Genomic DNA, 18994 nt, shown 5'->3' on the forward strand with positions numbered 1-18994 from the left:
TGTTTTATTAGGAGGTTTCTTATGAGAAAAGCTAAAAAATTATCTATAACACTTATGGCGTCTGTTATGGCTTTAGGCGTTGTAGCATTTACAGCACAACCAGCTAACGCATCTTATGGCTATAAATATACTGATTCTATTCGCCCACCAGTTTTGACACCTACACCATCTACTGGTAGAGCACCTGTGGAACCTGTAGCCACTACAGTTACACCAGCTCCTGCTGCTAAAACTACAACAACAGTAGAGCCTACTAAAACGGCTGGTTCTGTAACAACAGCTAATACTACAAATAATACAGATAAAACAGCACAAGATATTCTTAGCTCTTTGCTTTCCTTGTTGCAAAACTTGTTTAACACTCTATTTAAATAATAGGGGATAAACAAAACGGCGGTCCTTATTGGAACCGCCGTTGTTGCATATACAAAAGCCCTTCGGTTGCGTCCGAAGGGCTTTACTGTTTATATTATTATTTTGTGTTTTTGTCAGTTGTTTGTGTATGTTTAACCTTGATAAGAGGTTCGTCCTTTGCAGCGGATTTTGTGTTGGATTCCACTTTAGAACTCGTTTCTACCTTGGCAGACGTATTATCTGATGGTGGCAAGAATGTACTGATTTCATTTTTGTGAGGCCCGTTCGTATTGGTTGTGGATGCTAGTTGCGCCCGTTGTGGAGCAATGAAAATTTCATCCTTCGTAATTTTTACGTCATTCAATAGTAATTTGAATGCGCTAGGACTTACGAATAATTGACCATCTATCATGCGCGGTGTAGGAAGCATAGATTCAGATGTATCAAGGTTGATGATTTGCAATTTGCCTTTTCTTACGATTTGCGCTTGATCTGGTTGGATGGCTAGTGTAGCAATGCTCATGTCTACCAATGCAGTTTTTGTTGGTGCGTCCCACGCTACCTTATAGCCTAACGCTTCCGATACTTGGCGCAATGCTACGAGCGGTTGGCCATCTACATAGGCCACGTTTTGATGGTCTTTTACAGGTTCTAATACCTTGCCATCTACATTGATGTGATGTTGTGTCGTTACAGATGCAGGTTTTTCTAAATTTTGAGCTGGCGCTGGTGTTTCCATGCCGATTGCTGCATGTGCTGGTTGTGCCATGCCTACTGTGAAAGCTAACGCACCTAGAGCGATGCTAGATAAAATAAGCTGTTTTAGTTTCATAAGGGACCTCCATAAGGTGTTATATTGTTTTGAATATATTAATATTACCAGATGTATATGAATATTTTATTATAAACTTTAATTTCATGCAATTTAAATTAAGCTAGAATAAGTTAATAGTTTGTTTTGTAGGAGTCATAGACATATACTTTGCTAAAAAAATCAACTATGTTATCCTAATGATGTATATAAAATTACTAGTGCATATAGGGTGAAGATTAGAGTCAAGAGAGAAGTAGGAATGTCTTCTAACAATAAAAATTTTTTTAAAGCTATATATATGTTTGTTGTTCTTTTTTTATTGGATGTGGCTCTTGTATACTCACTAGTTCAGTTAGGAAATGGTTCGTATCGTAAGATAGATGCTATAGTCTGTTTTGGGGCTATTAATGCGGTATTTATATATCTAAATTTTGGGGAAATAAAAGTCATTTATAGATATATAAAGGAAGGACGGTTTGGGGAAGGTATAAAAAAGGCTATACGTTTATTGAAATATAGTAAAACAAGTTATTTTACCCGTATATCAAGTATAATTATAGGTATTTGTTTTATTGGTTGGGGCATACAAGTTGAAAGTGGTATATTGATAAAACTAATCGCGTTTACTATTGGTGGTATTAATCTTTGGAGATCAATATAATCATTATTTTAGAACATCTTAAACAATTAATTACGTATATAGAAGCGTAAATATAATGAGGTTGAACCCCCTATGATATAATTAAGTATCGCATGAATTGCCCCATATATTATATTATTTTATAGAAAGAGGTTCCTTATGGCATCCGGCAGATCTGAAAAAGAGTTACAAGGCGTAACGATGTTAGGTCACAAGACCGATTATCCTACTGATTATGCACCACAGGTGTTAGAGGCGTTTGATAACAAACACCCTGATAACGATTATTTCGTTAAGTTTAATTGTCCTGAGTTCACTAGCTTGTGCCCTATGACAGGGCAACCAGACTTTGCGACCATCTATATTTCTTATGTGCCAGATAAGAAAATGGTTGAGTCCAAATCTTTGAAATTATATCTATTTAGTTTCCGCAATCACGGGGACTTTCATGAGGACTGCATTAATATTATCATGAAGGATTTGATTAAGTTGATGGAACCTAAGTACATCGAAGTATGGGGCAAGTTTACACCGCGCGGTGGTTTGTCCATCGATCCATATGCAAATTACGGCAAGCCTGGTACAGAGTGGGAAAAGACGGCGAAAGAGCGCCTTCATTTCCATGATATGCAGCCTGAACGCGTAGCGTATCGTTAAGATGAATTACGAATTTATAGCTGTCATCTCGGCAATCATATTTTGCTTTGTATTTGGCCTATTATTGTCTTTGCATCCAGCAGCGCTCGTCGTTGGTAGTCATAGTTCATTACATACATACAGCCGATGGACACGATGGAGTGCTTATATAGCGTTGATACTATTAGTATTGCGCATCGACATTACTGTAACAGACAGTATGGTGCCGTCTAGCTGGCTGTTTAGTGAATGGTTTCAGCTCGTTACCATTGTTATATTTGCTCTCGTCCTACTACAAACCTTGGGATTCGTAGATTTTACACATGGGGAACGAAATGTACAGTTTCACTATTGGCAAATTGAGCAAGGTTATGGTTCAGAGTCGCGGATGGAACGATATATACACAAGCATCATAATCAAGTAGCAGGGGCGTTGGTAAATTATTGTTATGTTTTATGGATGACATGGCGTTCTATGTGGCCTGCCATATTGATGTTATTCTGGTATAAACTTTGGGCCGTTGAAGTGAATGGCTTGCTTTCACCAATTATATCTAGAAAAGAGCATATGCCAGATGTGGTTTCTTATTTGATATTAGATCCACATATTTTAACGTATACCTTGGCTGGCTTTTTATGGGGCCATATTGTATTGCATGAAGGAAAGAACATCATCTTATATGGTAATAGTAGGGCTTTTCAGTTTGTGTTCTCTAGACTTATAGTTATCGTGGGCAGTCTTTTATGGATAGGAATTGCCGTCGCCATTATGACGGTACCTATTACGTGGGATTCGGTGATTAGCACGCTTGGAAATATACGATAAACTCAGTTATTTCCTATAAACTGCGGGCTTTAAAGACCCTCAAAATTCTTGACAGATATATTCCTAGGTGTTAGAGTAGGAATATATTTATAGAGTGTACAAATGATTATACCCAGTGTATAGTTTGGTAATTATTAAAACCGTGACTTACGCCCTTGGGAGTATCCAAGGGCGTTATATTTTTGATAGACACACTGTTCGTGTAATGAACGTAGATATGGAGTACTTATGATGCAAGGTTTGCGCGAGTTATGGGGCAAAATTCAATATAATATTAAACGCGTCATGGATTCTGACCCAGCGGCCACTAATGTATGGATGGTTATATGGACATATCCTCATATTACGGCTTTGTTCTGGCATTTCTTTGCGCATCGCCTCTATAAGGCGGGGTGGCCTACATTGGCACGCCGTATAGCACTTCATTCTCGTCATGTAACAGGCATTGAGATTCATCCGGGAGCTACCATTGGTCGAGGCTTATTTATTGACCATGGTATGGGCGTTGTTATCGGTGAAACGGCCATCGTCGGAGATAATGTGACATTGTTCCACCAAGTAACATTGGGCGGTATGTCCTCTAAGAAAACAAAACGCCATCCCACCATTGAAGATGATGTTCTCATTGGTACAGGTACAAAAATTTTAGGGGATATTACGATTGGAGCGCGCACTAAAATCGGTTGTAATCTAGTTATAAAACACGATATTCCGAAAGATATGGTTATCTTTGAAACAGATCCGGAAAATATGTATGTTCGGAAACCTAGACGAAAGAATAAAAATGGTGCATCGAATGATAGCCCATATCCTGAAAACTACATAGAATACTATATATAAATAGACTGGCTTAGACCTCTTGCTGTTAGATGCATATCTGATGGTAAGAGGTTTTTTGTTTCATAAAAAAATCATTGAAAAAATCGATAAAGTTATTGACAAGGAAAATCATTATTGTTAATATAATTATGTAATCAATATTGATTACAAATTACATAAATAAATAACAGGTTTAGAAGCCGACAAGATTTGTCCTATATTAGGATAAATTATAATTGAGAATTAAATGAAAAAGGAGTAATTATTATGAAAAACGTACAACAAGTAAATCAATATTTAGCAGATCTTTCCGTATGGAATGTAAAATTACACAATCTTCATTTCAATGTAACTGGTCCACAATTCAAATCTATCCATGAATACTTGGAATCCATTTATGATGAAGCCTTTGAATATTTTGATGCAGTAGCTGAACATGTAAAAATGCAAGGTGAATTCCCATTGGTAAACTCTGTTGAATATGCTAAATTGGCAAAAATCGGTGAATTAGGTCAAGAAGATATTCCTCAACATAAAGTTATCGAAATTTTACTTCATGACTTCAAATATATGAAAGATCAAGCGTCTGCTATCCGTGAAGCAGCTGGTGAAGAAGATAATTTCTTGCTTTCCAACATGATGGAAGACCACATTGAGTATTATGTAAAACAAATTTGGTTCATTGAATCTATGTTGAAATAATTCAATTGACAACGCCTTACTGGGTATGATATGATTACCCAGTAAAGCATGGAGGATTACTCAAGAGGCTGAAGAGGACGGTTTGCTAAATCGTTAGGGCGGGTTACCGTCGCTAGGGTTCGAATCCCTAATCCTCCGCCATGCTGAGACCTCACATCGTCTGATGTGAGGTCTTTTTTATTAACTATACAGTGTAAGGAAAGGGGATAGAGTTGACGTATTCATATCTAATTGCTTATAATAAATTGTATAAAATTTAATTTAAGGAGACATTTATGAATACACAATATACACGTCGATTAACAATGATTCGTCGCGCTCTTGGTGTGGGTGCTCTTTGTTTAGTGGCATCTTTTGGGGTGGCACATGCGGAAGACTTTGCAATTCCTAGTGCCCGTCCCGTGGTAGATGGTATGAGTACTGATGATGTTAAGGTAGTATCTGCTGCACATCCTGGTAGTGCTAACCTTATTACACCAAATGATTGGACCTATAAGGCGTTGAAGACACTGGTAAAACATGGGGCCATTACGGACACACATGGATTTACATTCGATGATAGCACTAGCTATACAAAGGATGAGTTGATGCCCTTGCTTGACGAAGTCGTAGAAAAACGGGAACAAATGAACGACAATGATCGTCAATTTGCGTTGCGTATTTACCAAGAAAACATGCGTGATGTCATGGATTATCGCATTGAACGAGATAAGAAACTCACCGAAGAACGCCGTCAAAAATTAGATGAAAAACGCGTTAAGAAATCTGGTAAAGATGTAAAGGTATCCGAAAAACAACAGGAATCTCTCGATGCGGCCACTGATGAAGTGGCTAAGCCAAAAGAACGGGCGTTAACAGATGAACAAATTAAGGAAAAAATGAAGAAATTCAAGATTGATGATTCTCGTGTAAAGACTAACGGTGATGTTCGTATTCGCTATACAGGTTCCAAGGATGGTAAATCTAAAGCAGATGCACGTGTGCAAACAGAAATGACGTTCACTCTATAATCCCTATAAGGGAATAACATGATTAATTTTCTTAAAAATAAGTTGTTTACCGTCCATCAGAATGGCAAACAACATGTTAGTGAAGTATTTAAATATATCGGACCGGGTATTATTGTAACCGTCGGATTTATCGACCCCGGTAACTGGGCGGCTAACTTAGCAGCTGGTGCTAGCTATGGTTATGAATTGCTATGGGTTGTAACATTATCTACACTTATGCTTATCTTATTGCAGCATAATGTGGCCCATCTAGGCATTGTACGGGGGCAATGTTTAGCAGAATGTGCTTATGAATTCTTACCGAAATGGTTATCTCGTACGGTGCTCAGTACAGCGGGGATTGCAGCCGTAGCCACGGCGCTGGCGGAATTTATTGGCGCTGCCATTGCATTGAAGATGCTGTTCGGCATCCCTCTCGTTATCGGTAGCGTATTAACGGCTATCGTATGCACAATTATGCTCATTACAAACTCCTATAGTAAATTAGAACGTATCATAGCTGGGTTTGTATCTCTTATCGCATTGGCCTACCTTGTGGAGGTCAATATGGTCGATGTTAATTGGGCTGCAGCGGGTATTGGCTGGGTCAATCCGAGCATACCTAACGAATCGATGCTCGTTATCCTGAGCATTTTAGGGGCCGTCGTTATGCCTCATAATTTGTTTTTGCACTCCGAGGTTATCCAAAGTCGTCAGTTCAATCGACAAGATAAGGAGATTATGCATCGCCAGTTGCGCTATGAATTCGTAGATACATTATTATCTATGGGCATTGGTTGTATGATTAACTCCGCCATGATTATACTAGCGGCGGCCGTATTTTTTAGTCATGGCATTGCTGTTACCGAATTAGAACAGGCTGAGGAATTATTGAGACCTTTAATTGGACCTGCTGCAGGTACCATCTTTGCATTGGCCTTGCTGTTTGCCGGCCTTGCATCATCGGCGACAGCTGGTATGGCTGGGGCGAGCATATTTGCGGGCATGTTTGGCGAGTCCTATGATATGAAGGACTTTCATAGTCGTTTAGGATTGGGGTTAACATATATTCCTGCACTATTATTGATCCTGTTTATTACGGATTCCTTTCAAGCCTTGCTCGTTTCGCAAATGTTCTTGAGTTTACAGTTGCCGATTACCATATTCTTACAACTATATATGACGAGTAGTCGTCGTGTTATGGGCGCTTATACGAACCGCCGATTTACGGGGATTATTCTTTGGGGCATTGGTATTATCGTAACATTGATGAATATTTACTTATTAGTTATAGGCTAATATATACCGCTTGTTTTTGCGAAAGCTTTCACAGAAATAGGCGGTATTTTATTTTGTTTAGAACCAGAACCAAATAGATTTATGAAATGTAGTTGTAGTAACGTATAAGCCTGTGAAATATGGTACAATAAAGAATAGAATTTAATTTGCTACTATAGCAGTTTATATATGTTTTTGGGAGGATTTCATGGCAACAGAAAAAGATATGAATGAATTAAATGCACCATTACAATCTGATTATAAAGAGGTTGTTCACGACATTGCAGAAGAATTATTAGCGCGTCTTAACATTGAAGAGGATGGCGCTATTATCGATATGTTCCAAACAGGATCTCTAGACCCTTGGCAATTATTTGTGTTCTTCTCCGCATTAGAACATGCACTTATGGAGTTTAGAACGGACAAACGCAAGAAAACCGTTATCGTTCATGCTCAACCAGAGGCACTCGTTGGTACAGGCCCTGTTGTAACACCTGTATCCACAATGCTTGAGCATATTTTAATGTCTCGCGTAAATGATATGAGCGAAGGTCGTTTAGAAACAGGTTTGCTTACCGTGTCTGGTGAAAGCATCGATTACGAAGGGGTTAATCTAAAAGGCCGCCATGTAGTTATCATCTGCGATATTCACGATAATGAATCACCTTATTTGGCAGAATGCGTTAAATTATGTAAAGAAATGAAAGCAAGTCACGTTGTGGCAGTCCCTCTCATGTTGTGGAACCCAGATCTTATCGACAATTTGACAGAGGAAAGCATCAAGGCGGAATTATCCCATGAAAATCGTCCTCTCTCCTAGTAAGACCAAAACGATTCCTGATACTGCAATTGCGGTCTGTGATGGTCAATTCCAGCCTCATATTACTCAAGAGATTGTAAAACATGTACAATCTCTCGACGTAGCAGCACTTGGCAAGGCTTTAAAACTAAAGGAAGATAAGGCGCAGGTGCTCTTTGATTTCTATCAAGAGTTTGAGTCTCATCCTGTAGGTTTTGCTTGTGAAAGCTACGATGGTATTGCTTTTAAATACTTGGATTGGACAGGACTATCTGATGAGGCTAAGAACTTTGGCAAAAATCACCTGGTTATAATGTCTGCGTTATATGGCGTTGTAGAGCCTACGATGGGCGTTAGAGATTATCGATTAGATATGGTCGATAAGGTGGGCATGAATCTATATGAAACTTGGCGTGAAGCGGTGGATGCATACTTTCACAAGGAAGATTGGATTCTAAACCTAGCGTCTAAAGAATATGCGAAAATGGTGAATCATCCAAAGGTGGTAACCATTGAATTTTGGGAATTACGAGGCGACACATATAAACAGATGAGTACGTCCTCTAAAATGAGTCGTGGCATGATGGCTCATGCATGTTTAACGAAACAAGTGAGGCATGTGCGTGATTTGCCGCGTGAAATTAATGGATTTATCTGCTCTACAGATATTGAGTCCATTACCATACCAAGCGAATCGATGACGGTTCGTTATGAAAGGAAGTGATTGTTTGCAAGTGCAAGATATTCTCGCAAAAGATCTCGTTGGCGATGAATGGCTAACAGAGGATGAGCTAAGATTTCTCATGTCTGTAACTGATGAAGAACAGTTGCAGTTAATATATAAAAAGGCTTATGAAGTGAAGGCGAAATATGTAAAGACTGTAGCGTACTATCGTGGCCTCATCGAGTTCTCGAACCGATGCATCAAAAACTGTAATTACTGCGGCATTCGCCGCGAAAATGATAAGACGGAACGCTTTGATATGAATCGTGAAGATATCATCAAGATGGCGCAGTGGGCTTATGACCATGAATATGGTTCTATTACGCTACAATCTGGGGAACGCTGTGATGACGTATTCGTCGATTATGTAGTCGATCTTATCCGCGACATCAAAGCTATCGGCGATGGTTCTCTAGGTATTACGATGTGCGTAGGGGAGCAAAGTGAAGAAGCGTACCGTCGTATGCGTGAAGCGGGTGCTAGCCGCTATCTATTGCGCATTGAAACGACGAATAAAGAGCTATATCACAAAATTCATCCTCGCGATGAACTACATTCCTTTGAAACTCGCGTTGAATGTTTACGCCGTTTGCGCCGCGTAGGCTTCCAAGTAGGTACAGGTGTTATGATTGGTTTGCCGGGTCAAACAGAGGAAGACCTTGTAAATGATATCTTGTTCTACCGTGATATGGATATCGATATGATCGGCATGGGACCCTATGTGGTACATCATGATACGCCATTAGGCCAAGAGGCGTTAGCAATGGGAATCGATGATGAAGCTGGTAAATTGCGCCGTATTCAACTAGGGCTCAAGATGATTGCCTTAACGCGTCTATTCTTAAAAGACGTAAATATAGCAGCTACCACGGCGTTACAAGCATTGGACCCATTGGGCCGCGAAAAAGGCCTTGCTGCAGGGGCTAATATTTTGATGCCTATCATTACCATCCCTGAACACCGTGCCAAATATTTGCTATATGATAATAAACCATGCGTGGATGATAATGCCGATAAATGTAAAGACTGCTTGACGCGTCGCGTTATGTCCATCGGCGATACTGTTGGGTGGAAGCAAAATGGGGATTCCAAGCATTACGGTAAGCGGACTGGGTCGTTTTAACTACACTGACATAGATTATCGATTAAAATATTTATAATTGTTATATTTATGTAGAAAGATAAATAAAATCCATATATAATAAAAACATAGTTTATTTTGTTTTATTATATGAGGTGATTTTATGGAAACAAAATGGTATTCTGATTTTTGGAATCTACTGACCCAACCATTTAAGGGCGGTATCGATCAAGTCGTACAGTATGGTACATTGAAAAAGGGCTTCTTAGGAACGGCGCTCTTATGGGCTATTCCTTACATTTTGATGGGCTTATTTGGGGCCTTGTTGCTCCCTTTGCTTCCTAGAAGCGAATTTTCTGCTATGGGCATGCTCCTTGGGGCTGGCGTAGGCTTCTTCTTCATTTTAGCCTATATTGCTAGTATCATTTGGTCCTTTGTTATGGTGGCTGTCGGCTCCTATGTATTTAACTGGGTAGCTGTAAAAATGGGCGGTACTGACGATGTACAGTCTGTTATGAAAGTGCAATGGTATCTACAAGGTTATGAAGTATTATTGTGTACTTGTGTGTATACAATTGTTTTCATTTTAATGGCTATCTTCGGTGGTTTGTTCGGCAGTTCTACATTAGCCAACCTTATTTCTAGTTTAGGCTCTCTAGTAATTTTTGTTTTATCTATTTGGGTAGGCCTTGAATTAATGGCAAGACAAACTATGCTGACTAAGATGAAAGTATTCATAGCCGGCATCGTAACATCTGTTATCTTCATCGTTATCACGCTTATTTTCATGGCTCTTCTTGGTGGCTGTGCATCATTAGTGGGTCGATAATTTCATTATTATAAAAAATCCTCTTTTTTCGATAAATATTTTTTCGGAAAAAGAGGATTTTTATATTATTACGTCGAAATCATATATCAAGAACTCAAAGTTTCACATAAGGAGGCGATTCCGATGAAAGAATATAGTAGTGATCAGATTCGTAATGTAGCTGTGGTGTCCCATGATGGGGCAGGGAAAACTGCTTTAGTAGAATCCTTGTTATTAACCTCTGGTGCTGTTGATTTTGTTGGCCGTGGTCAAGATAACAAACATATTATGGACTTTGAGCCAGAAGAGATTAAACGGAATGTAACGATTCAATTGGGTATGGCCCCTTGTGAATGGCATGACCATAAGGTTAACTTTATTGATACACCGGGCTACAATGAATTCCATGGTGAAGTTCGTGCCGCATTGCGTGCTTGTGATGGCATGTTAATGGTATTATCTGCTACAACTGGCGTTGAAACAGATACGGTGCGCGCTTGGGATTATGCTGTTGAATTACAAATGCCACGTATGGCATTTATCAATAAAATGGACGTTGATGGTGCTGACTTCTTCGGTACTATTGAACGTATGCGTGAACTATTTGGTAAGGCAATTATGCCGCTCCAAATTCCAATTGGCGAAGGTGCCAATTTTGAAGGCGTGATAGACGTAGCCAAAATGACTGCGTTTACTTACAAAGACGGCCAACCAACAGAGATTGCTGTACCGGCTCATCTTATCGAAAAGGCCCAAGAAATACGGGAAATGACCGTAGAGGCCGCGGCTGAAGGTAGCGATGAATTGTTGGAAAAATATTTAGAAGGCGAAGAACTTTCATTAGAAGAAATTCGTCAAGGTCTACGCGAAGGGATGATTACAGGCCGTGTGTGTCCAATCATGTGTGGCAGTGCCACATCCCGTATTGGCTTAGATCAAGTATTAGACAGAATGATTCGGTATATGCCAGATGCAGCCAAAAAAGTGATGACTGCTGAATCAGCAGACACTGGTGAACCAGTTGTGGTGCATGTGGATAAACCCCTAACCGCATTCGTGTTTAAAACCTTGCTTGACCCATTCGCAGGCAAACAAAGCTTTGTACGCATCTTCTCTGGTGAACTCAAAGAAGGTGATAAGCTGTTCAACGTTAATCAAGGAACTGAGGAAAAATGGAATAAGATGGTTACCCTTATCGGGAAGCAACAAATTCCAGTGACTGCCGCAAAAGCTGGCGATATCGTAGTGATACCGAAATTAGCTAATGCAAAAACAGGCGATACCTTAACAGCTCTTGATTTTAAGGTGAAGTACGATGCGATTCGTTTCCCTCAACCTTTATATACCGTAGCTATGGAAGCTGTGAAAAAAGGTGAAGAGGAAAAATTAGCTAGTGCTGTGTTAAAAGTAGCCGAAGAAGATCCAACTTGTGTAGTTGTGAAAAATCCGGAAGCTCGCCAATTGCAAATTGACTGTATGGGCGAAGTGCACTTAGAACATATCCTTAACAAGATGGACCGTAAATACGGCGTACAAGCGAAACTTGTAACACCATATATTCCATACCGTGAAACAATTAAAGGATCTGCAGAAACAGAATCGAAATATAAAAAACAAAGTGGCGGTCATGGTCAATATGGACATGTTAAAATTCAAGTTGATCCATTATATGATGGTCAAGAATTTGCCTTTGTAGACAAGATTTTTGGTGGTGCTGTACCAAGACAATATATACCAGCAGTGGAAAAGGGTGCCAAAGAAACCCTAGATAAAGGCTTAATTGCGGGATATCCTATGATTGGCGTGCAAGTGACACTCTTGGATGGATCTTACCATAGTGTAGACTCCTCAGAGTTAGCATTTAAAGTAGCTACGTCACAGGCTATCAAGGATGTAATTCCAAAGGCGAAACCAGTCCTATTAGAACCAATCTATGAAGTTAACGTGTTTGCACCAGATGCTTTCATGGGTGATATCATGGGCGATTTAAATAGTCGTCGAGGTCGCGTATTAGGCATGGAACAAAGTGAAAGAACTGGTATATCTGTTGTTAAAGCGCAAGTACCGTTGGCAGAAATGTCAGATTATGTTACTGTTTTGCGCTCTATGACACAAGGACAAGGCGTATTTAATCGTCAGTTCTATAGTTATGAAGAGGTTCCTCATAAGCAAGCCGATGAGATTATCGCTGCTTTTAAGGAAAAAGAGTAATATAAAATTGTCCACGTAGTTAATTCTAATATGAATTAACATGTAAGTAACAACTACATATACAATTTCATAGACAACTTCATATGTATAACAGTCTTGACGTAAGTCATAAAACTGAATAGTATTTTACAAACCCTCCATATATGTAGCGTATGGAGGGTTTATATTTATGTAATCCTATGTGGAAGCTAAGCTTTTTATGTGCTACGATAAGGGTATAAAGATCATATTGATATTGTATTTGAATATAGTATGTCTATATAGTATGGTTCTTACAGAAAGGATATAGTTATGTTTTTCTCCAGTATACATGCAGATTATACAAAAATGGGCTATCCCGCAGCCATTGTTCGAGCTCTTGATTTCTTAAAAAACACTGATTTACAAGCATTACCTGGAGGTCGTCATGCCATAGAAGGTGATATGATGTACGCCAATGTAGATGATGTAGAAACAAAATTATTTGAAACTACAAAACCAGAATCTCATAAAAATTATATAGATATACAGTTTATGGTAAAGGGTGAAGAGAATATGGGCTTTTTTGTAGATCGTGGTCGTGTAAAACCGATTGAATCTTATCCTGAACGAGATTGCTGTTTCTATCCTAATGAATCTGTCGATGAAGGGCACATCCACTGTCCAGAAGGGTATTATACGGTATTTTTCCCATCGGATATTCATCGCCCTCTTTTAGCGGTTGACGATAAGCCTATAAAAATTCGCAAGGTTGTTGTAAAGGTGCATGTGTCTCTATTAGGTGAGTAACATGATGAAACGATATGAAATTATCGGTATTATATTAACATTATTAGGCGCCACCTTATGGGGCGTGTCAGGCACATCCGTTCAATTCGTAGGTAATTTCCGCAATATGAACCTAGAATGGCTTTTGACGATGCGTCTTATTACGGCCGGCCTTTTTACCGTTCTATATGGATGGATTCGTCAAGGCAATGCGATTTTTAATGTATTTCATAATTGGAGAGATACATTAGGACTCATCGTATTCGGCGTATTTGGTATGGCGCTGTGCCAATACACCTATTTCCGTTCCATCGTCATAGCTGGTGCAGGCATTGCAACGGTGCTACAATACCTGGCACCGTCCATGATTATCATTTATTTGCTGGTGCGTTATGGCAAACGGCCTTCGACTGGAGAAATCATATCCGTTATCCTTGCCTTAGCAGGCACCATTTGCTTGATGGGTAATAATGGCTTTTCTTTTGAAAGCTTCCGCAGTGATGTATTATTCTGGGGCTTACTATCTGCTGTGGGTGTAGCAGTATATAGTGTTTCCCCTGTACGATTATTAGCAACCTATGGGACAATTCCTATTGTAGGCTTTGGTATGCTCCTCAGTGGTCTCGTGGCAGCTGCACTTTTCCATCAACCCCATTCGTATGCGACGTGGGATGCATGGACTGTAGTAGGCTGCTTTAATGTAGTCTTTCTTGGCACCATTGTGTCATTTAATGCGTACCTTGAAGGGGTTAAACGCATTGGTGCCGTCCCAGGATCGATTTTGTCATCCATCGAACCGATTTCGGCAGCTTTCTTTGGATGGGCGTTGTTGGGCAATCAATTTAACTGGATTGGTATTCTAGGGATGGCTATGATTATTGCTACTGTTATTATTATTGCCTTAGAAAAACGAGGCCAATCATCTTAAGGCCTAACTCTTTGTAATACTCATCAATCCTTATGTGGAGGGCGTATGGACGAAAAACAGTGGATAGGCATGGGCCTTGCCATTATGGGGGCACTATTTTGGGGGCTTTCAGGTACATCGGTGCAATTCCTCGAAAATGCAAAGCATTTAAATGTAGAGTGGCTGTTAGAAATGCGGTTACTTTTAGCAGGTTTATTAACAATTCTACTCGCCTATATGCAGGATGGGATACGCATTTTTGATATATTTAAACATCCAAAAGACTTTGGTAAACTCCTCATATTCGGTTTATTGGGCATTGCGTTGGCACAGTACTCGTACTTTAAAGCCATCGCCATTTCAGGTGTAGGTGTGGCTACTGTATTACAATATGTAGCACCGACGTTGCTCATTATTTATCTGTTTATACGATATTTTAAAAAGCCATCCTTACCAGAATTATACTGTGTGGCCCTCGCTATGATTGGTACGGTGTGTATTATCATGCAAAAGGGGCTAAATCTATCTGCATTTAATGGGGATGCTTTGTTTTGGGGCCTCATTTCTGCGGCGAGTATTTGTGTTTACACATTGGAACCTATTGAACTCTTAAAAAAATACAGTACATCATCCATCGTTGGCTTTGGGATGTTTATATCTGGCATTTTGGCGTGTATCGTATTCCGTCAAGTGGCATCAGAAGCTATTTGGGATGGTATGACTTGGGTTGGTTTGTTTACGATTATCATACTCGGTACAGTTGTATCCTTTAATGCGTATATCGAAGGTGTACGTCGCATCGGTGCCGTACAAGGATCGATTCTTTCATCCTTAGAACCAATCTCGGCCGCATTATTTGGATGGGCCCTTTTAGGCAATGAATTCACTTTAGTGGGCATCTTTGGTATGATTTGTATCATCGCCACAGTGTTCATCATTGCTTGGGATAGACAACGACAAATTAAGAGAGATGTATTAGAGAAACTAAATAAGAAAGAAATAATATAGACATAGAAAAACACATATGCTCGATAGTTAATTATCGTGGCATATGTGTTTTATTGTTATAGAGGTAATATATCATATTTTCTCTAATATCAATTCAAATAAATTCTCTAGTTTTTGTAAGTCTCCATATACCGTACCGTCCATGTAGGTATTATATATGATGTCATTATCGGAAACGCGGATTTGTGCTCGATATCCTTTTGATATGGCAAGTGCTCGAATTACTTCGCGTTGTGTTCGACCATTCCCTTCTCTGAAGGGGTGAAAGAAGTTTAGCGAATCTAAAATTTTAGCTAGTGAGCGAATAATACATTCTTTTGTGTTGGCCTTTTGATGATATGTATTGAGCAAATCGTTTATATATTCCGCGGCAGAGTTAAATGATTGAATCGACATAAAAGGATTTCCACTTTTAGATATATTAACTCTTCTATATTGTCCTGCCCAAGAATAAACGTCTTGGAAAAGATATTTATGAATTTTTTGTATATCATCAGTGGAATATACTAAAATAGGCTGTATGTATAAATCTGCAAGCCGCTTTGATACGTGTAGATGCTCATTATTTTTGGCTGATTTAGGGTCTAGAATATTTTGTTTATTTATTAAAACCGTTGAGTTTTTATAGGTATAGAGATTATCTAAATCTATATATTGGTAACCTTCGTATTGGTTTTTAGCCAATTTGTAGTTCCTTCCTTCTATTTACAACGTAGTTTTTTAATTCTAGAACAGATTCAGTAGTAGGTATAAAGTCCTCAATCATAGATGAACCTATGGCATACCAAACTGCATCAAAGTCTTCAAAGTTGTCAAATTGTACATCTAAAATAGTGAGTTTTTCTTTGCTTACATTTAACGTCATAGGTACCTCCTTTATTACTACTATTATATCATAGTTAGTCTTTTAATTTTATATACATACCTCACTTGGTTGACTATTTAGATATCTATTCCTATAGTAAAATGTATAGGAACAGATAGTAAGCTATATGATGGTATTTAGTATATGAGGCTACATATGATACAAAAAGAACGTTTACAAAAAGACTTTGATGCTATGGCACAATTAACTGGGCTTGGAGAAGGCGTTAATCGCCTTGCTTTCAGCGATGCAGATTGGGAAGGGCGTCAATATATTATAGATTGCATGAATGATGCGGGCCTTGATGTAGAGATAGATGGATTTGGTAATGTTATCGGTTATAAGGTTGGTACAAATCCTGATTTACCAGTTGTAATGGTTGGATCTCATACAGATAGTGTACCTAATGGCGGCAATTATGATGGTGTAGTTGGCGTTTTATCAGCCATTGAAGCAGTGCGTAGCATGATAGACGATGGTTTTGAACAGGAACATACCATTGCAGTAGTAGATTTTATGTGTGAAGAATCTAGTCGATTTGGCGCCGCTACTTTGGGGAGTAAGGCTATGCGTGGCAAATTGACAGTAAATGATTTGCATCGATTAGTCGATACACAAGGTATAACCTTATACGATGCATTGAAAGGTCGTAATTTGAATCCTGATGCTATTGAAAGTATGGCATATAATAGGCCTGTGAAAGCTTTCATAGAAATACATATTGAACAAGGCAAAGTGTTAGAACATGAACAGAAACAGATTGGCATTGTATCTGGTATTGCCGGACCGGAACGGTTTTATGTAACTATTCGTGGTAATGCAGATCATAGTGGCGCTACGCCGATGAATTTACGTCATGATGCATTGTGTGGTGCTTCAAAAATCATCCTCGGCATTGAAGAGGTAACGTCGATGCAAGAGGAGCCACCTGTGGTAGGTACTGTTGGTATTGCCAAAGTGGTGCCTGGTGCTATGAATGTGATCCCTGGAGCTGTAAAACTAGGAGTAGACATTCGAAGTATTTCAAAGGTAGCTCGAGATTCTGTAGTATTTCTTATTAAAGAATTAATCGATGTTATTGCAGAAAAAAGAGGTCTATCTTATACTATTGAGCCTATTTCAACGGACCATCCAGTATCTATGCATCCGCTTATGGTTAAGGAGATTGAAAGAGCCGTTGCATCTCTACAGTTAGAATACATGATTATGCCTAGCGGAGCTGGCCATGATGCGATGCATTGGGCTGAGGTGGCGCCTACCGGAATGATATTTATTCCTTGCCGTGATGGAATTAGTCATAATTCAGCAGAGTTTGCTGCTATAGATGATATAGTAGCCGGTGCAGAAGTATTAGAAAATGTGATAAAGAATATAAGTCTAGTTGGCAATGCCTTAGATTAATATAAAAAACCTTCAACAATGATGATCGTCGATGTAGTTATAACATCTATTCTCATATGTTGAAGGTTTTGTTATATGAATTATTTTAGTTTAAAGGCAATCCATAGGGCACTGAGGATGAATAATCCACCACTTACCCAGAATAGTGTAGTGAAACCTAGTAGAGCCATAAGACTAGAGCCACCGATGGCACCAAGGAAATAGCCAAAGAACAAACAAGATTGGTTATAGGAGAAAACTTGTCCCGTAAATTCTCTAGGTGTTTTGGAGGATAGATATGTATTTAATGCAGGAAGCATACCGCCTAAACCAAAGCCCTGTAGGAATCTAATGAATGCGAGCTGGTAAACGTCCGTTACATACGCTTGAGGAATGTTGAATAAACCTACATAGATAAGCGACACGACGAGAACCTTTCGTGGCCCTACCTTATCGACGAGTTTCCCTAAAGGTGAACTACTCATAAGTTGAGCAATCCCCATAGCAGAGAATACGGCACCTGCAATAAATGCTAAATTCTCGGTATTGCTCGGTACAATGCCCTTAATATATACGGAGATAACAGGTTGTAAGGACATGATGCAGATAGCATAGATAAAGGAGGCCACACATAGTGCTACGATACTACTGAATTCAGGAATTTGTTCCTTTAATTTACTAATAGAAAGTTTTTCTATATTAGGCTTTGGTACATAGTTTTCATGGATAAATGATGTGGCTAATACACCTGCTAAGCCCATGAGGATGCCGACGATGATAAAATCATTGCGAATACCTACAGTATCTGCAATGTATCCGCCTAATAACGGTCCAATGAGCGATCCTGCTAGATTGGCCGATGCCAATAGACCTAAAGCCCAGCCAGTCCGTTCAATTGGTGATTCTGAGGCAATTAATGTAATGCTTGCCGAGTAAAAACCACTGACTAAACCTTGGATTAATCGAATTAAAACAACCCCTTCTGGCGTTGTTTGAAAGGCGATTAATACATTACAGAGAGCCATACCAAAGCTAGAACGAATTAATGTAATTTTGCGCCCTTTTCTATCTGCAAGACGGCCCCAAAATGGTGCAGCCAAGCAAACAATAAGAAATGTAATCCCTGTAGCTAAGCCAGACCATAAGGACATCCCTTCTGGTGTGTTGACACCTAGATCATGAAAATAGAGGGGGAGAATTGGACCTAATTGGCTAACCCCAAAGGATGTACAGAATACACAGACTAAACTGATGTATACCGTTCGTTTCCACGTTTCCATAAAAACTCCTAAATCGATAAATGAATACTAGTATGTAATTTATAGTATAACGTGATATAACTTGTTATGCATTATAAATATTAGAAAAATAATATATAATCAGATATAATTGTAATACAAGTAATA

General features: G+C 39.1%; 21 protein-coding genes and 1 tRNA gene. 18 read left to right on the top strand and 4 right to left on the bottom strand.

Translation table 11 applies throughout. The annotated features are described in order from the left end of the window. Positions 1–21 precede the first annotated feature (21 nt). Positions 22–375 (top strand): hypothetical protein, encoded by a 354-nt coding sequence (locus tag HMPREF1151_RS08800; RefSeq protein ID WP_009661717.1) that lies wholly within the window; start codon positions 22–24, stop codon positions 373–375. A gap of 97 nt (positions 376–472) precedes the next feature. Here HMPREF1151_RS08800 and HMPREF1151_RS08805 read toward each other — a convergent pair whose 3' ends face one another. After that, entirely contained in the window at positions 473–1186 is a 714-nt protein-coding gene (locus HMPREF1151_RS08805) for a copper amine oxidase N-terminal domain-containing protein (RefSeq protein WP_009661861.1), read from the bottom strand. A 241-nt stretch (positions 1187–1427) separates the two neighbouring features. On the opposite strand from HMPREF1151_RS08805, the gene HMPREF1151_RS08810 reads away from it, so the two are divergent. From HMPREF1151_RS08810 to HMPREF1151_RS08885, 16 genes are all read left to right on the top strand, one after another. Then, entirely contained in the window at positions 1428–1829 is a 402-nt protein-coding gene (locus HMPREF1151_RS08810; RefSeq protein ID WP_009661858.1) for a hypothetical protein, read from the top strand. Positions 1830–1967: 138 nt separating this feature from the next. Continuing rightward, on the top strand, positions 1968–2465 hold the full coding sequence (gene queF / locus HMPREF1151_RS08815; RefSeq protein WP_005375471.1) for a preQ(1) synthase: 498 nt from the start codon (positions 1968–1970) through the stop codon (positions 2463–2465). 1 nt (position 2466) lies between these two features. Beyond that, on the top strand, positions 2467–3270 hold the full coding sequence (locus tag HMPREF1151_RS08820) for a hypothetical protein (protein ID WP_009661848.1): 804 nt from the start codon (positions 2467–2469) through the stop codon (positions 3268–3270). Between the two features lie 228 nt (positions 3271–3498). Further along, on the top strand, positions 3499–4110 hold the full coding sequence (epsC, locus tag HMPREF1151_RS08825; protein WP_009661741.1) for a serine O-acetyltransferase EpsC: 612 nt from the start codon (positions 3499–3501) through the stop codon (positions 4108–4110). Positions 4111–4356: 246 nt separating this feature from the next. Next, the gene (locus HMPREF1151_RS08830) at positions 4357–4791 is read left to right on the top strand and encodes a DNA starvation/stationary phase protection protein (RefSeq protein WP_009661701.1); all 435 of its coding nucleotides are present in this window, start codon (positions 4357–4359) and stop codon (positions 4789–4791) included. Positions 4792–4841: 50 nt separating this feature from the next. Next, a tRNA-Ser gene (locus HMPREF1151_RS08835) sits at positions 4842–4932 on the top strand. Positions 4933–5066: 134 nt separating this feature from the next. Next, a complete protein-coding gene (locus HMPREF1151_RS08840) occupies positions 5067–5801 on the top strand; it encodes a hypothetical protein (protein WP_009661818.1) in 735 nt (244 codons plus the stop codon). An 18-nt stretch (positions 5802–5819) separates the two neighbouring features. Beyond that, positions 5820–7079, top strand: coding sequence for an Nramp family divalent metal transporter (locus HMPREF1151_RS08845; RefSeq protein WP_009661856.1), 1260 nt, complete (start codon positions 5820–5822; stop codon positions 7077–7079). A 187-nt stretch (positions 7080–7266) separates the two neighbouring features. Continuing rightward, positions 7267–7878 (top strand): hypothetical protein, encoded by a 612-nt coding sequence (locus HMPREF1151_RS08850; protein ID WP_009661791.1) that lies wholly within the window; start codon positions 7267–7269, stop codon positions 7876–7878. After that, positions 7856–8581: a YaaA family protein gene (locus HMPREF1151_RS08855; RefSeq protein WP_009661711.1), complete on the top strand. Its 726-nt coding sequence runs from the start codon at positions 7856–7858 to the stop codon at positions 8579–8581. Before HMPREF1151_RS08850 ends, HMPREF1151_RS08855 begins: the two co-directional genes overlap by 23 nt. Continuing rightward, the gene (gene hydE, locus HMPREF1151_RS08860) at positions 8568–9704 is read left to right on the top strand and encodes a [FeFe] hydrogenase H-cluster radical SAM maturase HydE (RefSeq protein ID WP_232198027.1); all 1137 of its coding nucleotides are present in this window, start codon (positions 8568–8570) and stop codon (positions 9702–9704) included. The genes HMPREF1151_RS08855 and hydE overlap by 14 nt, the downstream gene beginning before the upstream one ends. A gap of 121 nt (positions 9705–9825) precedes the next feature. Further along, positions 9826–10491 (top strand): hypothetical protein, encoded by a 666-nt coding sequence (locus HMPREF1151_RS08865; protein ID WP_009661794.1) that lies wholly within the window; start codon positions 9826–9828, stop codon positions 10489–10491. A 123-nt stretch (positions 10492–10614) separates the two neighbouring features. Beyond that, on the top strand, positions 10615–12681 hold the full coding sequence (gene fusA / locus HMPREF1151_RS08870) for an elongation factor G (protein ID WP_009661833.1): 2067 nt from the start codon (positions 10615–10617) through the stop codon (positions 12679–12681). 291 nt (positions 12682–12972) lie between these two features. After that, the gene (locus HMPREF1151_RS08875) at positions 12973–13449 is read left to right on the top strand and encodes a YhcH/YjgK/YiaL family protein (RefSeq protein WP_009661808.1); all 477 of its coding nucleotides are present in this window, start codon (positions 12973–12975) and stop codon (positions 13447–13449) included. A gap of 1 nt (position 13450) precedes the next feature. After that, positions 13451–14356: a DMT family transporter gene (locus HMPREF1151_RS08880; RefSeq protein WP_009661859.1), complete on the top strand. Its 906-nt coding sequence runs from the start codon at positions 13451–13453 to the stop codon at positions 14354–14356. A 45-nt stretch (positions 14357–14401) separates the two neighbouring features. Beyond that, positions 14402–15343: a DMT family transporter gene (locus HMPREF1151_RS08885; protein ID WP_009661778.1), complete on the top strand. Its 942-nt coding sequence runs from the start codon at positions 14402–14404 to the stop codon at positions 15341–15343. Positions 15344–15415: 72 nt separating this feature from the next. Here HMPREF1151_RS08885 and HMPREF1151_RS08890 read toward each other — a convergent pair whose 3' ends face one another. Further along, the gene (locus HMPREF1151_RS08890; protein ID WP_005381617.1) at positions 15416–16027 is read right to left on the bottom strand and encodes a Fic family protein; all 612 of its coding nucleotides are present in this window, start codon (positions 16025–16027) and stop codon (positions 15416–15418) included. Beyond that, complete coding sequence (locus tag HMPREF1151_RS08895; RefSeq protein WP_005381626.1) at positions 16020–16208, bottom strand: hypothetical protein; 189 nt, start codon at positions 16206–16208, stop codon at positions 16020–16022. Before HMPREF1151_RS08895 ends, HMPREF1151_RS08890 begins: the two co-directional genes overlap by 8 nt. Positions 16209–16364: 156 nt before the next feature. Here HMPREF1151_RS08895 and HMPREF1151_RS08900 point away from each other — a divergent pair, with 156 nt between their 5' ends. Then, complete coding sequence (locus tag HMPREF1151_RS08900; protein WP_009661761.1) at positions 16365–17609, top strand: M20 family metallo-hydrolase; 1245 nt, start codon at positions 16365–16367, stop codon at positions 17607–17609. Between the two features lie 80 nt (positions 17610–17689). On the opposite strand, the gene HMPREF1151_RS08905 is transcribed toward HMPREF1151_RS08900, so the two are convergent. After that, on the bottom strand, positions 17690–18868 hold the full coding sequence (locus HMPREF1151_RS08905) for an MFS transporter (RefSeq protein ID WP_009661868.1): 1179 nt from the start codon (positions 18866–18868) through the stop codon (positions 17690–17692). Positions 18869–18994: the final 126 nt, after the last annotated feature.

The sequence above is a fragment of the Veillonella sp. ACP1 genome (genome assembly GCF_000286635.1).
In the GTDB taxonomy this organism is placed as follows: Bacteria; Bacillota; Negativicutes; order Veillonellales; family Veillonellaceae; genus Veillonella; species Veillonella atypica.

Excerpts from the sequence above, each read along its gene's own strand:
- HMPREF1151_RS08895 (WP_005381626.1), bottom strand. The coding sequence starts at position 16,208 with ATGACGTTAAATGTAAGCAAAGAAAAACTCACTATTTTAGATGTACAA.
- HMPREF1151_RS08850 (WP_009661791.1), top strand. The coding sequence starts at position 7,267 with ATGGCAACAGAAAAAGATATGAATGAATTAAATGCACCATTACAATCT.
- epsC (WP_009661741.1), top strand. The coding sequence starts at position 3,499 with ATGATGCAAGGTTTGCGCGAGTTATGGGGCAAAATTCAATATAATATT.
- HMPREF1151_RS08840 (WP_009661818.1), top strand. The coding sequence starts at position 5,067 with ATGAATACACAATATACACGTCGATTAACAATGATTCGTCGCGCTCTT.
- HMPREF1151_RS08800 (WP_009661717.1), top strand. The coding sequence starts at position 22 with ATGAGAAAAGCTAAAAAATTATCTATAACACTTATGGCGTCTGTTATG.
- HMPREF1151_RS08880 (WP_009661859.1), top strand. The coding sequence starts at position 13,451 with ATGATGAAACGATATGAAATTATCGGTATTATATTAACATTATTAGGC.
- HMPREF1151_RS08805 (WP_009661861.1), bottom strand. The coding sequence starts at position 1,186 with ATGAAACTAAAACAGCTTATTTTATCTAGCATCGCTCTAGGTGCGTTA.
- HMPREF1151_RS08820 (WP_009661848.1), top strand. The coding sequence starts at position 2,467 with ATGAATTACGAATTTATAGCTGTCATCTCGGCAATCATATTTTGCTTT.
- hydE (WP_232198027.1), top strand. The coding sequence starts at position 8,568 with ATGAAAGGAAGTGATTGTTTGCAAGTGCAAGATATTCTCGCAAAAGAT.
- HMPREF1151_RS08810 (WP_009661858.1), top strand. The coding sequence starts at position 1,428 with ATGTCTTCTAACAATAAAAATTTTTTTAAAGCTATATATATGTTTGTT.
- HMPREF1151_RS08905 (WP_009661868.1), bottom strand. The coding sequence starts at position 18,868 with ATGGAAACGTGGAAACGAACGGTATACATCAGTTTAGTCTGTGTATTC.
- HMPREF1151_RS08900 (WP_009661761.1), top strand. The coding sequence starts at position 16,365 with ATGATACAAAAAGAACGTTTACAAAAAGACTTTGATGCTATGGCACAA.
- queF (WP_005375471.1), top strand. The coding sequence starts at position 1,968 with ATGGCATCCGGCAGATCTGAAAAAGAGTTACAAGGCGTAACGATGTTA.
- HMPREF1151_RS08830 (WP_009661701.1), top strand. The coding sequence starts at position 4,357 with ATGAAAAACGTACAACAAGTAAATCAATATTTAGCAGATCTTTCCGTA.
- HMPREF1151_RS08875 (WP_009661808.1), top strand. The coding sequence starts at position 12,973 with ATGTTTTTCTCCAGTATACATGCAGATTATACAAAAATGGGCTATCCC.
- HMPREF1151_RS08865 (WP_009661794.1), top strand. The coding sequence starts at position 9,826 with ATGGAAACAAAATGGTATTCTGATTTTTGGAATCTACTGACCCAACCA.
- HMPREF1151_RS08845 (WP_009661856.1), top strand. The coding sequence starts at position 5,820 with ATGATTAATTTTCTTAAAAATAAGTTGTTTACCGTCCATCAGAATGGC.
- HMPREF1151_RS08885 (WP_009661778.1), top strand. The coding sequence starts at position 14,402 with ATGGACGAAAAACAGTGGATAGGCATGGGCCTTGCCATTATGGGGGCA.
- fusA (WP_009661833.1), top strand. The coding sequence starts at position 10,615 with ATGAAAGAATATAGTAGTGATCAGATTCGTAATGTAGCTGTGGTGTCC.
- HMPREF1151_RS08855 (WP_009661711.1), top strand. The coding sequence starts at position 7,856 with ATGAAAATCGTCCTCTCTCCTAGTAAGACCAAAACGATTCCTGATACT.